The organism is Streptomyces sp. NPDC097640, assembly GCF_040302705.1.
Lineage (GTDB): Bacteria > Actinomycetota > Actinomycetes > Streptomycetales > Streptomycetaceae > Streptomyces.
In genome coordinates this window covers 67,829-82,441 of record NZ_JBEOSB010000024.1, presented here as the reverse complement: position 1 = coordinate 82,441, position 14,613 = coordinate 67,829, and the positions used below count along the sequence as shown (strand labels likewise).

Here is a 14,613-nt window from a genome sequence, read left to right as displayed (position 1 = left end):
CGGCCGTGAGACGCGGCCGGCGCGGCGTCCGTCAGTGCGCCGGGGTGCGCCGCACCACCTTGCCGTCCCCGTCCGCCTCCAGCGAGGCCGCTCCCTCGGTCCCCGTCACGCTGACCCTGATGGTGAGTGAGCCGGTGAGGCGTTCGACGGTGAGCTGCCAGGTCTGCGGCGAACCGACGCCCAGGCCCGTCCGCGCCTTCTCGACGAGGGCGGGGAAGTGGTCGTAGGGCAGGGAGTCCGGGTCGAACGTCGGGGCCTGCGAGCCGGTGGGCGCGTACACGATCGACAGCAGCCGGTCCTGTACGACGACGGTGAGCGCCGCGCGCGCGTCCGTGCCCTTGGCGAGCGAGGCGACGGCCTTGCGCAGCTCGCCCTTGTCGAGGAACGACTGGTGCGGGCCGAGGGTGACCGTGCCGGAGGCCGACGACTCCACCGTGGTCGACGAAGAGGAGGAGGTCGACGGCTGGGTGGAGGACGGCGGCTGCGCGGAGGCGTCCTCGTCGAACAGGTCGGCGCGGAACAGCAGGACCACACCGGCCGCGGCGAGCAGCACGGCGAGCAGCGTGACGATGCCGACGGCACAGCCCTCTGGGGGCTCGCTCACCAGGGCCGGCCCCGGCGCCGAGTCCAGGAGGGCACCGGCCGCCCGCTCCTCCCACTCCGGCGTCGGCCGCTTCACGATCCTCACCCGCCACGGCCGGTCCGGCGGGTACTGGACCACCACGACGCCGCCCGGCCGGTAGTCGGGCAGGTCCGCGAGGTTGATGTTCTGCGTGAACGCGACGCGGTACGCCGGTACGTCGTCCGGCGCGACCGTCGACACGAACCGCACCGCCACGTCGCTGGTCGCCTCGCCCCCGACGGCTTCCACGCTTTCGACGATCGCGAGCGCCGTACGGGGCGCGATCGCCGCCTCCCGGGCCCGCCTCGGCGCACCGGCGAGGAAGTAGAGCAGGCCGTAGACCACGGGAAGACCCAGTCCGGTGGCGAACAGCGGCCACTTCTCGATGATGCCGCCGACGACGAGAGCGGCCAGCGACGCCCCGATCACACCACCTGTCAGGACCCCTCGGGCGAGGACGAGGGGTGTGTTCCGTGCGGGGGGCGCGGCGCCCGTGGTGATCGTCATGGCGGTGATTGTGTCGGGGTCGGGTGACGGCCGGTGGATCTCCACGTGTCTGCCTCCTGGGCTGCTGGGAACGACCCCACCCGGGGAGTGGGCGGGCCCGGCGCCGGTGTCCGGGTCCGGTGCGCCGGCAGGGGCCGTTCCGGCCTCATTTGAGGCCCGAGTGGGCCAGGCCCTCGACGAACTGGCGCTGGGCGATGACGAAGACGACCAGGACCGGCAGGACGGTCATGGTGGCGGCCGCCAGTTGGGTGTTCCACATCTCGGCCCCGTAGGAGTCGGTGAACCGGGTGAGGGCCTGCGGCAGCGTGAACAGCTCCGGCGAGGTGAGGTAGACGGTGGGTTCCAGGTAGAGGTTCCACGAGGTGAGGAAGGTCAGGATGGCGACCGCGGACAACGCCGGCTTGGCCAGCGGCAGGAAGATCCGCCACCAGAGCGCGGGGCGGCCGAGGCCGTCCAGCCGGCCCGCCTCCTCCAGCTCGGTCGGCAGGGCGATGAAGAACTGCCGCATGATGAAGGTGGCCAGGACGCACGGTCCGGCCAGCGCGGTGACCAGGATCAGCGGCCAGTGCGTGTTGATCAACCCGGCTCGTTTGAACATCTGGAACAAGGGCACGATCGTCACCTCGCTGGGCACCAGGAGGCCGACCAGCACCACCAGGAAGAGGGCGTTCGCGCCCGGGAAGCGGATCCGGGCGAAGGCGTATCCGGCGAGGCTGGAGACCAGCAGGGTGATCAGGGTGACCAGGACGGCGATGTAGACGCTGTTCATGTACTGCCGGGCGAACGGCTGGAAGCTGAACGCCTCGGTGTACGCGGACAGGGTGGGGTCGGCGGTCCACAGTGACGGCGGGGCTTTGAAGATCTCGGGCAGCGGCTTCACCGAGGCCGCCACCATCCAGACGGTCGGCACCACGAACGGGATCGCCAGGACGCCGAGCGCGGTCAGCAGGGCCACCCGCCTGAGGACGGGGGAACGCGGCTTACTCCTCATGGAACACCCACTTACGGCGCAATTGCCACTGCACCAGCGTCAGCAGCATGACGAAGGACAGCAGCATCAGGGCCAGCGTCGAGCCGTAACCGATGTGGTTGAACTCGAAGGCCTGCTGGAAGACGTAGTACACGAGCACGGTGGTGCTCAACCCCGGGCCGCCGCTGGTCAGTACGGCGATCTGCGCGAACGACTGCAAGGCTCCGACGACGGTGATGATCGCGGTCAGCAGCACCGTGGGGGAGATGAGCGGCAGGGTGATCCGGGTGAAGATCACCCTGCTTCCCGCGCCGTCGAGCCGGGCGGCTTCGTACAGCTGTGTCGGCACGCCCTGCAAGGCGGCCAGGAAGAGCACCATGTTGACGCCGACGCTGCGGACCACCTGGGTGACGATCACCGACAGCATCGCGGTGTCGCCGCGCTGGAGCCAGTTCGGGCCGTCGATGCCGACGGCGCCGAGAGCCCCGTTGACACCGCCGTTGTCCTGGAGCAGGAAGCCCCAGACCAGGGTCCAGGCGACCACGGAGACGACGACCGGGGAGAAGAACAGAGTGCGGAAGAAGGTCGCGCCGCGGAACCGCCGGTTCAGCAGTACGGCGAGCAGCAGGCCCAGGCCGATGTTCAAGGCCACGACTCCGCCGCAGAAGATCGCGGTCGCCCCCAGTATCGACGGGAGTTGCGGATCGTCGGCCAGGGCCCTGTAGTTGTCGGCGCCGACGAAGGTCTGCGCGCCGGAGAAGACGTTCCAGTCGTTGAGGCTGTACCAGATCGCCAGCCCGACCGGGATCAGCACGAACAGCACGACCCCGACGAGCTGCGGCGTGATGAACAGGTAGCCCGCGAGTACGTCTCGGCGCCGGGTCGTCCAGAACGGCGCTCCGGAGGTGCTCCGGGCCGTGGCCGGCGTCCGGGAGGTGTCAGGTGCCCTGGTGCGGGTCTTGGTGAGGCCGGACATGGTCACTTGGCCAGGATCGGATTGATCGCGGAGCAGACCGACTTCAGTACGGCGGGGATGTCGGCGTCGGCCTTCCACATCGCGTCCAGCGCGGTCTTGCCCTTCTGGGCGATCTCGGCCGGGTTGGTGTGGTTGGGCAGGGTGACGGCGTTCGGCAGCTGGTCGACCACGGCGGCCTGGAGCTGCGCGGCGGTCAGGACCTTGTTGTCGGCGGCGAGCTTCGCGCCGGTGAGCATCGACTTGCGCGGCGGCGGGAAGAACTGCGCCAGCTTCTCGGAGTTCGCCGGATTCGTCAGGTAGGCGAGGAAGTCGGTGGCCTGGGTCTTGTGCTTGCCCGCGGCGAGGACGCCCACGCCGGCCTGGCCGATGACGGAGTACCGGCCGGCCGGGCCCGCCGGCAGCGGGTACAGCGCGTGCTTGAACTTGTCGGTGAGCAGCGAGGCGCGGGAGACCTGGGCCACGGTGAAGGCGGAGTCACCGGCGAAGAAGTCGGCCGTCGTGCCGGGGCCGGGCATGGCCTTGGTCTCGAACGCGGCGTCGTGCAGGAAGGTGAACGCCTTCTGCATCTCGGGGCTGGTGAACGTGCAGGTCTTGCCGTCCGGGCTCCAGGCGGATGCGCCGAAGCCGGTCCACACGGTGGCCAGCATGTTCCACGACTTGTAGTCGAAGTCCCGGACGACGAATCCGGCCTTGCCGGTGTCCGCGTGGACGGCGGCCCCGGCGGCCGCGACCTGGTCCCAGGTCAGGTTCTTCGGGTCGATCTTCTGGTCGGCCTTCGCCAACAGGTCGGTGTTGACGTACAGCGCGTACGGCGAGGTGGAGAACGGGTAGGCGTACAGCGTCCCGTCCCGGCTGAACTCCTTGGTCGCGCTGGCCTCCAGGTCGTCGTACTGCCAGCCGGGGGTCGCCTTCAGCTTGTCGGTCAGGCCGACCAGCGCGTCGGAGGCCATCAGGTCCCTCGACAGGTCGCCCATCCAGGCCAGGTCGGGAGCGTTGCCGCCGGCGATCTGGGTGGTGAGGGTGGTGTTGTAGTCCTCGAAGGGCAGGCTCTCGAAGGTGATCGAGGAGATCTCGGGGTGCTTGGCCCGGTAGGCGTCGGCGATCGAGTCGAACAGCTTGAGCTGGTCCTGGTTCGAGGTCCAGACCGTCATCCGCAGCTTGACGTCCTTGGCGTTCTTCCCGCCGGACCCGTCGGTGGATGCACCGCAGGCGGCTGTCAGGGTCAGCGAGGTCGTCAGCGCGAGGGCGCCGAACACCTTTCTTGCTCTGTTCATGGTGTGCGTCTTTCGTGGTCTCGGCGCGTGCTGCGCCTTCGGGTTGGGGCTAGTAACCGGCGATCTGCGGCCAGTGGAGTTCGATCCCGGCCGCGGTCAACCTGTGCTGGAGTCGGTCGACGAGGCGATCGTCGGTCGCGATCTGACCTGGGCTCAGGCCGAGGTCGAGGCAGTACGCGACCAGCTCCCCGGCCGATTCGCCGACGTTCCACTCGACCGGGTGCAGCCGGTAGGCGCCGTTGGTGATGTGGGTGGTGCCGATGTTCTTGGCGGCCGGAACCAGGTTCTGGGTGGCCACCGGGACCAGCGCGCCGAGCGGAATCTCGAACGGCGCGCACTCGACGTCGATGTAGTTGTCGCCGCCGGTGGAGGGATGCAGATCGATCCGGTACATCCCCACCCCGACCGAGCCGTCGAAGCGGGCCGGTCCGGCGTCCCCGCGGGCCTTGACCGAGATGTCCTGCTCGCGCACGGTGGTGAGCGCCCTGATCCGCCGGGACTCGCGGATGTACGGCGCCTGCGCGAAGCCGTCGGCGGTGCCGACCAGGTCGCCGCGCAGCCGCAGTCCGGGCCAGCCGCGGCCGCCGTCCGGGCGGGGCGCCTCGGTCTGCAACCAGTACACGTAGGCACGGGACTGTGCCTTCGCCGCGTCCAGGTGGAGCTGCCGGTCGTCGGTGTCGATGATCGAGCCGCCCACGTAGTCCAGCTGTGGCCAGTTGGCCAGCACGATGTCGCTGTCGTAGAAGCCGTCGGCGAAGTTCTGCCGGGCGGCGATCCGCCGGAACTGCCACAGATCCCGGTCGCCGGCGTCGAACCGCGGGTCCCCGGTGGCGTCGGCGGCCGGGTTGACGTTCATGGTCCGGTCCTCCGGCGCGAGGGTCCGGGGGTTCGGCGCGGTGAAGGACAACATCGGCGCGCCCCAGAAGGGGAGTTCGAAGGAGCGCCAGACGTCGTAGTCGTCCGGCCGGGCGATGGTGTGGTCGCCCGCGACGTGATCGAAGACGAAGCACCACGCGATCGACTGCACGTTGCCCGGATCGGCGGTCTCGGGAGCGCTCGGCTCACCGGTGTCGGACCGCGCCTCGGCGCCGACGACGTACTCGGTTCCGGTCAGCGGCAGCAGATCGCCGGTCTCGGTCCCGTCCATGACGTACTCGGCGGTGATCACGGTCTCGGCCCCGGTGCGCGGGTCCGCGACGGTGACGGAGCGGACCGTCGCGTCGCGCACCTCGGCGGCGACGGGTACCGCGGGTTGCAGGACCGTGAGCCGCCCGGTCGACCGGTACGGCGCCAGCAGGGAGGTGATCACCGCGTCGGCCACCCGCGGTTCGTGACACAGCCTGCTCACCCGGCCACGGCCCGGGTTGAGTTCCCGGTCGGCGCGCGCGGCGGCCGTCAGCGGGTAGTGGTCGCGGTAGTAGCGGCGGATGTCCTCGCGCAACGCGCGGTAGCGGGCGGTGACGCCGAACTGCTCCACCCAGATGTGCTCGTCGGGCGGAACGGCCTGCGAGGTGAGCTGCCCGCCGAGCCAGGCGTACTCCTCGGTCATCACCACCCGGCGGCCACGTTGCAGAAGGGCCAGCGCCGCGGCGACGGAGCCGAGTCCGCCGCCGATGATCGCCACCTCGGCCGTGATCCTGTCAGTCATGACGGCGACTCCGTTCGCGCGACGATCGTGTCCCCCGGCTCGACCTCGGCGACCAGCAGCCGCTCACGGTCCAGACCGGCCCACTCCTGCGGGGCCGTGCCGATCAGGAGCTGGAGGAGGTCGAGCGCCTCGGCGGCCAGCTGTGGTCTGGGCACGTGGAAGCCGGTCAGTGTCCGGCCCTCCACCCGATGGCCGCGCACCTCACCGAGCGCGGCGAGCGAGACCTCGTCCGGTACGGCGACCCCGGCACCCAACAGGGCGTGCGCGACGTCCTCCGCCAGGAACGCGTCCTCCGCGATGATCAGGGTGGCGCCGGTCGCCCGCGCCAGTCGGGGCAGGTCGGCGATTCTCTCCTCACCGACCAGCAGGAAGGCCAGTCGGCCCGCCGCGGAGGCGCCCTCGACGGCATCGCGCCGGTCCCGCGCGGTCGGCGTGTCGCGGCCGCGGTGGACATACAGCGCCTGCCGGTGCCCGCCGGCCGCCGCCTGATCGAGCAGCGCGGTGGTCGGAGTGGTGTAGTCGATCGCCACGTACGGCACCGCGGCGGCGGTCTCGTCCCGGCGGCCGATCGCGACGAACGGGAACTGCTCGGCGACCAGCCGCTCCAGCTCGGACGCGACCATCTGCTGGCCGAGCAGCACGCAGCCGTCGGTCAGCCGCAGCCGGGTCTTGCGGTGGAAGAGGCTGCGCGTGTTGTTCTCCACCGGTGAGGAGGTGAAGAACAACAGGTCCCAGCCGATCCGTTCGGCGGCCCGCTCGATCCCGTTCAGCAGCGGACCGTAGAAGTCCATGCTCTCGGGGGACAGCGCGGCCTCGTACGTGAAGACGCCGATGATCTGGTTGTCCAGCCCGGCGAGCCGCCGGGCTGCGGGGTCCGCGACGTAGGAGAGCTGCTCGATGGCCCGCTTGACCCGCGCCCGGGTGGCCTCGGGGACCCGCACGTTCGAGCCGTCGCGGTCGTTCAGCACCACCGACACCGTGGTCTGGCTGACGCCCGCCAGCTCCGCGATCTCGCGTTGCGTGACACGGCGAGGTCTCGGCGACATCGCTCCTCCATCTGATAATGCGTAACTTCATCTGCTGGGGATGACCGTAACGCACGGTGGATCGCCAGGACAAGCATCTGTTGACACCGGGGTAGCGGCCTGGAAACGTGTTGTTCACGAAGTTGCAGATAGGCATTATCAGCGTGCGCAGCCCAGCGCTGGACAGGAGCAGACGATGACCTCCGAAGCCTTCTCCCGACCCGCCCTCGACCGCCGGCGCTTCCTCGGCGCGGCTCTCGCCGCCGGTGTCGTACTCGTCGCGGAGTCGACCCCGGTCACCGCGCACGCCGCGGCCGGTGACGTCACCCTGGCCGCCGGTGGCATCAGCCTGCTGGCCAGTGCGGGCGGCAGGCTCGCCATCCGTGACGCCGGTGGCGTGACCCGCTCGGCCGGGTCGAAGTTCCAGGTCAAGGACAGTGTCACCGGCATCCACGTGTCCACCGGCGGCACCCCGACGCTGAGCACGCTCGGGGACGGGACGCCGGCGATCCGCATGGACTACACCTTCGACGCCGCCGCCGGCCCGACCGCCGTCACCGGCTGGTTCAGCGTCACCACCTCCCATGCCGTGCTGGAGTGGCACGTCACCGGGGCGGACACGCTGGTCCCGGACGGCTTCCTGTTCAGCCGGGCGATCCAGGCGCCGACGGCGCCCGACGACTACATTCCGATCACCGAATGGGTCCGCGACACGGGCGGCGGCATCCCGTACGAGGCCACCACCGGCATCGCCCACACCTCCACCTGGTCAACCGCGCTGCACGGCCTGTTCCTGCTGGACCGGTCCCGCCAGGCATGGACGAACGCGACCTGGGTGCACGCTCCGGGTGTGGCCGACGCGGCCGGCGGCTGGACCAGCCGGGCCGACTTCTTCTTCTCCGAGACCCGGCCGTCCGCCACCGCCACCATCGGCCGGGGCCGTGAACTCGGCCTCGAACTCACCACGAACCGCGACTTCAACCTGTACGAGTCGGCCGGTGAACAGATGGAACTCACCGCCCTGGTGGCCAACGGCGGCGCGGCCAAGACGGTCGAGCTGGAGCTGTGGGTGCGCGGCTTCGACGGTGACCTGCTGGCCGCCACGACCACGACCGGCAGCGTCGCCGCGGCCGCCACGTGGCAGCACACCTTCACCCTGACCGCACCGGCCGGCGGGATCGCACTGGCCGAAGTGGTCGTCAGATCCGGTGACGACGAGGCGTTCGCCCGGACCAATCTCGCGGTCCTGCCCTCCTACGACTACCGGGCCGGCACGGACAGCATGTTCGCCGTCGCCAACTATCCGTGGCTGCAACGGCCGAGCGCCGACGCCGTACTGGACCTGTGGCAGAAGGTCGGCATCAGCCTGGTCCGGATCTCCTACGACGGCGGGCCCGGGCTGCCGCCCTCCGCCTTCGACGCCCGCGGCATGCGCCACAACATCGAACTCCAGCCGTCCCTGGACGTCACCGACGCCGAGGCCGCCACCTGGGCCGCGGACAAACTGGCGGTGGCGGTCGCTGCCGGCGCCGGCTACTTCGAGGTCGGCAACGAGCTGAACAGACCCTTCAACACCGGCGACGCCGCGCAGGCATACCTGGACAAGGCACTGCGGCCGGTCTTCGACCGGCGAGCAGCCACCGGCGACACCGTCAAACTGATGAACAACGGACTGGCCGGCATGGACAAGCCATGGGTGGAGAACTTCATCGCCGCCGGCGGCTGGGACCTGATCGACGCCTTCGCCTACCACCCGGGACGCGGCAACTTCACCCCGGACTACATACCGCCGGGCGACGACTGGACCACCGGCGGCGACGGCACCTACTGGAACTTCTACGGCGGCCTGCGGCAGTTGAAGGCCCTGATGGCCGAGCACGGGGAGAAGGAGATCTGGCTGACCGAGGCATACGCGCCGACCAAGCCCAACAGCTGGTGGCACGACACCTACCGGCATGCCGCGGAGAACGTGCTGCTCACCCTCGCATTGGCCAAGGCCGAGGGGATCCGGGGCGTGTGCTGGTACCAGTTCCACGACAGCGTGCTCGGCATGCCCCAGGTCGCCGACCCGGACAACGTCGAGTACCACTACGGCCTCATGAACCGCGACCTCAGCCCGAAGCCCTCGCTCCTGGCCTACGCGACCGCGGCCCGCACGCTCGACCAGGCCACCTTCCGGGGCCGGCTGACCTTCCCCGACCCGCGGACCTTCGGCCTGTGGTTCGACACACCCGACGGCCCCGCGGTCGTGCTGTGGAACCGGGCCGACGGCTATCTGCTGAACACCGCCGGCCAACGCGCCGACTGGCACTTCCCCGCCCCCGAGGTGTGGACCGACCCCTGGCCGACCAAGACCCCGCTCGTGGTCGCCGCCACGACCGTCGTACGGCAGGTGGACGCGATCGGACAGGTCACCCAGATCCAGGTCACCAACGGTGGCGCGACGCTGACACTCGACGGTGCGCCCCGGATCTACTACGGCCTCGCACCGCACACCGACGCCACGGGCCACCACAGCCTGCCGAGTCCGACATGAAACGACCAAGGAGCAACAACACCGTGCCCGCCACCACCGCCACCACTCCCTGGTGGCGCGACGCCGTCATCTACCAGGTCTACATCCGCAGCTTCGCCGACGGCGACGGCGACGGCGTCGGCGACATCGCCGGCATCCGCTCCCGGCTGCCCTACCTCAAGTCCCTCGGCGTGGACGCCCTCTGGATCAACCCGTGGTACAAGTCACCGATGGCCGATCACGGTTACGACGTGGCCGACTACCGCGAGATCGACCCGCTGTTCGGGACGGTCGCCGAGGCGGAGCGACTCATCGCGGAGGCGCACACGCACGGGATCCGCATCATCGCGGACATCGTCCCCAACCACTCCTCCGACCGGCACGCCTGGTTCCAGGACGCGCTGGCGGCAGGCCCCGGCAGCCCCGAACGCGCGCGCTACATCTTCCGCCCTGGCCGCGGCCCCGAGGGCGCCCTGCCGCCCAACGACTGGGACTCCCGCTTCGGCGGCCCGGCCTGGACCCGGGTGCCCGACGGCGAGTGGTACCTCCACCTCTTCACCCCCCAGCAGCCGGACCTCAACTGGCAACACCACGACGTCCACGCAGAGTTCGAGTCCGTCCTGCGCTTCTGGTTCGACCGCGGGGTGGACGGCTTCCGCGTCGACGTGGCCCACGGCCTCGTCAAGGACCCCGAACTGCCGGACCTGGCCGACCGCGACGGCGGCGTGCACCCCTTCTGGGACCGCGGCGAGGTCCACGACATCTACCGCGCCTGGCGCAAAGTGGCCGACGAGTACCCCGGCGACCGCTCCTTCGTCGCCGAGGCTTGGACGGACACCCCGGAACGGCTCGCCGCCTACGTCCGCGACGACGGCCTGCACACCGCCTTCAACTTCGACTTTCTCATGGCCGAGTGGGACGCGAAGGACCTGCGAGCCGTCATCGACACCACCCTCACGACACTCGGCACCGTCGGCGCCCCGGCCACCTGGGTCATGTCCAACCACGACGTCATGCGCCACGCCAGCCGCTACGGCCGCAGGGCCGCAAAGAAGTGGGTGGCCAACGAGTCCTACGTCCCCGCCGGCCCCGCCGACCTCGAACTGGGCACCCGGCGAGCCCGCGCAGCAGCCCTGCTCACCTTCGCCCTGCCCGGCGGCGCCTACGTCTACCAGGGCGAGGAACTGGGCCTGCCCGAGGTGGAGGACCTGCCAGAATCCGCGCTCCAGGACCCCGTCTGGGAACGCTCCGACCACACCGACCGGGGCCGCGACGGCTGCCGCGTCCCGATCCCCTGGTCCGGACGGACCACACCGTACGGGTTCAGCCCCCAGCCACCCCCGGGCGCGGAAGAAGCCATCACCGCGCCCTGGCTGCCACAGCCCTCCGACTGGGCGCCGCGCACCGTGGAAGCCCAGAGCGGCGACCCGGGCTCCATGCTGGAGCTCTACCGCGCCGCCCTCCGCCTGCGCCGCGAACACCCCGCCCTCGGCGACTCCACCCTGACCTGGCTGGACGACACCCCCGCCGGAGTTCTCGCCTTCCACCGCGAGCCCGGCTTCGTGTGCGTGGTCAACCTCTCGACCGAGCCGTACCAGCTGCCCGAACACGCCTCGACCCTGCTGGCCAGTGGCCCCGTCGAAGACAACCGACTGGCCCCGGACCACACGGCCTGGCTCAGCGTGTAGCGAGCCACACCCCGATATCCCCAGGGCCTGTCCGGCCTCACGCCCCGCCGTCCGGACAGGCCCTGGCCTTCACCAGCCCATGGCCGCCGCCGATGCGTGCGGCGCAACTCGTCTTCGTGGGCGCCACCCGCCCTACTCACCTGCTCGCCTTCGCCGCGCACCGCACAAACCATGGATCCGTGAAGACCCGGTCATTCAGAGGTGAGTGGGGTGCTCGAGGAGCGGATGGCGAACTGTCTGCCTGATCACCCCCGCACTCGCGGAGCGCGGGGTGCGACAAAGCGGTGTGCGTGGCCCCGACCCGCGCGGAGCCTCGGCGCCCCTGCGAGTCACTTCTGTCCGCCGAAGGGTTGACGTCCGCAGAAAGCGCTTGTTACAACGTTGTAACGCCGTGGCAACGGCGCCCGGTGTGACAGGTCGTGCGTCGGTGCTCCTGCCTGCCTCCACGAAAGGGGCCGTATGCCTGACGTCGCCGCGCACCCGGCCGCCGCACTGCGCGCGGTGCCGACGCGCGCCCCGGCCCGGACTGCCCACGGCTCGTCGCACGCCCGACCGGCTCCGGAGCAAGGGCACCGCCCAGGACCAGTCGCCAACCACTCTTGATGGAGCGTGACATGGCCAATGTCCCCAATCGCCGTGCCGTCGTCGGCGCCACCGCCGGCCTGGTATTCACCGGGGTGCTCGCCACACCCGCCAATGCGTCCGCCGCGCCGCCCGGCCACGTCACGATCGTCTCGCCGAACGGCCGGCTGCGGATGACCGTGCGGGTGACGGACGGACGGCTGCGCTACCAGGTCGCACGACACGGAAGGGTCCTGGTGCCCTCTTCCGGGCTGGGGCTCGACCTGGCCGACCGACCCTCGCTCACCGGCGGTCTGGTGCTGGAATCCGTGCAGCGCAGGACCATAGACGAGAGATGGCGGCCGTTGTGGGGGCCCGACGCGCTCGTCCGCAACCATGCACAGGAGTGCGTACTGCGGACCGCGCAACCGGCGACCGGGCTACGGCTGGACCTGATCGTCCGGGTCTTCGACGACGGCGTCGGCTTCCGCTACCGCCTGCCGGCCCAGGCCGGGCTCGACCGCTACACCGTGACCGCTGAGAGGACCGAGTTCTCCTTGCCACCGACCGCCACGAGCTGGTCGCTGGCGGCGGGCACGGACTGGAACGCTGATGAACGGCACTACCGGCAGGCCCGGCTGGCGGACGTGAAAACCGCCCAGACCCCGCTGTCGTTGGCCACCCAGGGTGGTGAGTACATCGTGGTGCACGAGGCGGCGCTGATCGACTATCCGAGCATGACCCTCGCCGCCGACGGTAACCGGCCCGGCACCTTCACCAGCGAGCTGATCAGCCTTCCCGATGGCGCGAAGGCCCACCTCAGGGGTGAATTCTCCACCCCATGGCGCACGCTGGTCATCGGCGGCCGACCCGGCGATCTCGCCGAATCGCATCTGATCGAGAACCTCAACGAGCCGTGCGCGCTCACGGACACGTCGTGGATCTCACCCGGCACGTACGTCGGTGTCTGGTGGGAACTGCAGCGGCGACACACGACCTGGACCGAGGGACCGCGTCACGGCGCCACGACTGAGCGGGTCAAACGCTACATCGACCTCGCCAGAGAGGCGGGCGCGAGTTCCGTACTCGCCGAGGGCTGGAACACCAACGCCGGCGGCAACTGGACCGGCCAGGACTTCCTCACGCCGCGGGCCGACTTCGACCTGGCCGAGGTGCTGCGCTACGCCCAGGCCAACGGCGTCGGGTTCACCGCGCACAATGAGACCCGCGGCTTCGTCGACTACTACGAGCAGCACCTGGAAACGATCTTCGCGCGATACGCGGAACTGGGCATCCACTCGGTCAAGACCGGCTACGCCACCAAGTTCGTGCTGGGCGGGGTCAACCGCAGCCACTTCGATCAGGAAGCGGTGCGTCACTACCAGCGTGTCGTCGAGACGGCGGCCCGCCACCAGATCATGGTCATCGCGCACGAGGCAATCAAGCCGACCGGGCTGGCGCGCACCTATCCGAACATGATGACCAGCGAGGGCGTCGCCGGCATGGAGCAGCACAACTACATGGGTCGGCTCGGCAACCCGCCGGAGCAGGCCACGATCCTTCCGTTCACCAGGTTCATGGGCGGGCCGGCCGACTACACCCCGGGCGTACTCAACGTGACCTGGGACCCGGCCGGACTCGGTACCCGCGTACAGACGACCTCGGCCGCACAGCTCGCGCTGTACTCGGTGTTCTTCAGCCCGCTGCAGATGCTGGCCGACACGGTAGAGAACTACCACTCCCACCCTGGGTTCGCCTACCTCAAGGACATGCCTGCCAGCTGGGACGAGACCCGCTTCCTGGACTGCGTGATCGGCGACTACACGGTGGTCGCCCGCCGCAAGGGCCACACCTGGTATCTCGGCGCCATCACCGACGAGCACGACCGGACGCTGAGGCTGCCGCTGCGGTTCCTGGGACGCGGCCGGTACAGAGCCGAAATCTACAGCGACGCCGCGGACACCAGCTGGCACGACAACCCACTGCCGATCGACATCCGGACCGAGACGGTGCGAGCGTCCACCGTACTGAAGCTGAAACTCGTCGCCGGTGGAGGCACCGCGATCCGCTTCCGCCGCGCGCGCTCCTGACCGTTGGGCCAGGACGAGCCGAACGGGGTTCAAGCTGATCTGGGCCGTCGGTCCGCTTCAAGGGCACTTCCCGTGTTCTTGATCAAGCCTCGGGCAGTCCGCTTTATGAAAGCGCGAGGCTAATGCTCTGCTGGTGTCCATCGGGGGTTTCTGCCGCTGAGGGCCAGTGCGCGGTCAAGCATGGGGGCGTCTGCGTCTTGGGGTACTTCGTCACCCAGAAGGCCGACACTGCGCATGCGGGGTGCCTCACGCGAGTATGTCGCGAACGTGGCTTCGGCCAAGGATGGGGGAGTGGTGCGCCGTTGTCCGGTGGCTGTTGCCGTGTCCCAGGCGTGGACGGTGAATTCGGCGATCAGAATGCCGCCGAGCGCGGTCGCGGGCATGTGCGCTGTGCCGAGGCTGGCCTCTCCCTCCCACGCTGCCGGCTCGGACCAGGCCCTGGCCGCCGGTTCCGCTCTGCTGGCCACGAGCAACGCCCACTCGGACTCCGCCCGCCCGGCGAGGAGGGGCACCGGGTTCGCGGTCAGCAGGCTCGGATCCGATGCCGTGCGGGTGCCCGCGTCTGTCGTCAACAGGAGCATCATGGCGATGTGATTGACGAGATCTTTCACCGTCCACGCCGAACACGGCGTCGGGCTGTGGTACTGGTCGACCGGTGCATTGTGGACAGCGTCCACTACCAGATCGATACTCTGCGCCAACTGCTCCACCTCTGTCGCCGGCAGCATGTGGCATCC

The 14,613-nt window shown here is 69.9% G+C and carries 10 protein-coding genes; 3 read left to right on the top strand and 7 right to left on the bottom strand.

Features of this window, described 5'->3' with window-relative positions:
• Positions 1-31: 31 nt before the first annotated feature.
• The 6 genes from ABTY62_RS32455 to ABTY62_RS32430 form a co-directional block, all read right to left on the bottom strand.
• A complete protein-coding gene (locus ABTY62_RS32455; RefSeq protein ID WP_352132996.1) occupies positions 32-1,129 on the bottom strand; it encodes a DUF3592 domain-containing protein in 1,098 nt (365 codons plus the stop codon).
• 145 nt (positions 1,130-1,274) lie between these two features.
• Positions 1,275-2,120 carry a carbohydrate ABC transporter permease gene (locus ABTY62_RS32450; protein WP_352132995.1) on the bottom strand — a complete coding sequence of 282 codons (846 nt, stop codon included), beginning with the start codon at positions 2,118-2,120 and terminating at the stop codon, positions 1,275-1,277.
• Positions 2,110-3,075 (bottom strand): carbohydrate ABC transporter permease, encoded by a 966-nt coding sequence (locus ABTY62_RS32445; RefSeq protein ID WP_352133095.1) that lies wholly within the window; start codon positions 3,073-3,075, stop codon positions 2,110-2,112. Before ABTY62_RS32445 ends, ABTY62_RS32450 begins: the two co-directional genes overlap by 11 nt.
• Positions 3,076-3,077: 2 nt before the next feature.
• Entirely contained in the window at positions 3,078-4,349 is a 1,272-nt protein-coding gene (locus ABTY62_RS32440; protein ID WP_352132994.1) for an ABC transporter substrate-binding protein, read from the bottom strand.
• A 49-nt stretch (positions 4,350-4,398) separates the two neighbouring features.
• The gene (locus ABTY62_RS32435) at positions 4,399-5,997 is read right to left on the bottom strand and encodes an FAD-dependent oxidoreductase (protein WP_352132993.1); all 1,599 of its coding nucleotides are present in this window, start codon (positions 5,995-5,997) and stop codon (positions 4,399-4,401) included.
• A complete protein-coding gene (locus ABTY62_RS32430) occupies positions 5,994-7,043 on the bottom strand; it encodes a LacI family DNA-binding transcriptional regulator (protein WP_352132992.1) in 1,050 nt (349 codons plus the stop codon). Before ABTY62_RS32430 ends, ABTY62_RS32435 begins: the two co-directional genes overlap by 4 nt.
• Positions 7,044-7,218: 175 nt before the next feature.
• Here ABTY62_RS32430 and ABTY62_RS32425 point away from each other — a divergent pair, with 175 nt between their 5' ends.
• From ABTY62_RS32425 to ABTY62_RS32415, 3 genes are all read left to right on the top strand, one after another.
• Positions 7,219-9,558 carry a hypothetical protein gene (locus tag ABTY62_RS32425; RefSeq protein ID WP_352132991.1) on the top strand — a complete coding sequence of 780 codons (2,340 nt, stop codon included), beginning with the start codon at positions 7,219-7,221 and terminating at the stop codon, positions 9,556-9,558.
• Positions 9,555-11,225 carry a glycoside hydrolase family 13 protein gene (locus ABTY62_RS32420; RefSeq protein ID WP_352132990.1) on the top strand — a complete coding sequence of 557 codons (1,671 nt, stop codon included), beginning with the start codon at positions 9,555-9,557 and terminating at the stop codon, positions 11,223-11,225. The genes ABTY62_RS32425 and ABTY62_RS32420 overlap by 4 nt, the downstream gene beginning before the upstream one ends.
• Positions 11,226-11,839: 614 nt before the next feature.
• On the top strand, positions 11,840-13,876 hold the full coding sequence (locus tag ABTY62_RS32415) for a glycoside hydrolase family 97 protein (protein WP_352132989.1): 2,037 nt from the start codon (positions 11,840-11,842) through the stop codon (positions 13,874-13,876).
• A gap of 119 nt (positions 13,877-13,995) precedes the next feature.
• Here ABTY62_RS32415 and ABTY62_RS32410 read toward each other — a convergent pair whose 3' ends face one another.
• On the bottom strand, positions 13,996-14,604 hold the full coding sequence (locus ABTY62_RS32410; protein WP_352132988.1) for a TIGR03086 family metal-binding protein: 609 nt from the start codon (positions 14,602-14,604) through the stop codon (positions 13,996-13,998).
• Positions 14,605-14,613 lie beyond the last annotated feature (9 nt).

Excerpts from the sequence above, each read along its gene's own strand:
- ABTY62_RS32410 (WP_352132988.1), bottom strand. The coding sequence starts at position 14,604 with ATGCTGCCGGCGACAGAGGTGGAGCAGTTGGCGCAGAGTATCGATCTG.
- ABTY62_RS32450 (WP_352132995.1), bottom strand. The coding sequence starts at position 2,120 with ATGAGGAGTAAGCCGCGTTCCCCCGTCCTCAGGCGGGTGGCCCTGCTG.
- ABTY62_RS32425 (WP_352132991.1), top strand. The coding sequence starts at position 7,219 with ATGACCTCCGAAGCCTTCTCCCGACCCGCCCTCGACCGCCGGCGCTTC.
- ABTY62_RS32455 (WP_352132996.1), bottom strand. The coding sequence starts at position 1,129 with ATGACGATCACCACGGGCGCCGCGCCCCCCGCACGGAACACACCCCTC.
- ABTY62_RS32445 (WP_352133095.1), bottom strand. The coding sequence starts at position 3,075 with ATGTCCGGCCTCACCAAGACCCGCACCAGGGCACCTGACACCTCCCGG.
- ABTY62_RS32440 (WP_352132994.1), bottom strand. The coding sequence starts at position 4,349 with ATGAACAGAGCAAGAAAGGTGTTCGGCGCCCTCGCGCTGACGACCTCG.
- ABTY62_RS32430 (WP_352132992.1), bottom strand. The coding sequence starts at position 7,043 with ATGTCGCCGAGACCTCGCCGTGTCACGCAACGCGAGATCGCGGAGCTG.
- ABTY62_RS32415 (WP_352132989.1), top strand. The coding sequence starts at position 11,840 with ATGGCCAATGTCCCCAATCGCCGTGCCGTCGTCGGCGCCACCGCCGGC.
- ABTY62_RS32435 (WP_352132993.1), bottom strand. The coding sequence starts at position 5,997 with ATGACTGACAGGATCACGGCCGAGGTGGCGATCATCGGCGGCGGACTC.
- ABTY62_RS32420 (WP_352132990.1), top strand. The coding sequence starts at position 9,555 with ATGAAACGACCAAGGAGCAACAACACCGTGCCCGCCACCACCGCCACC.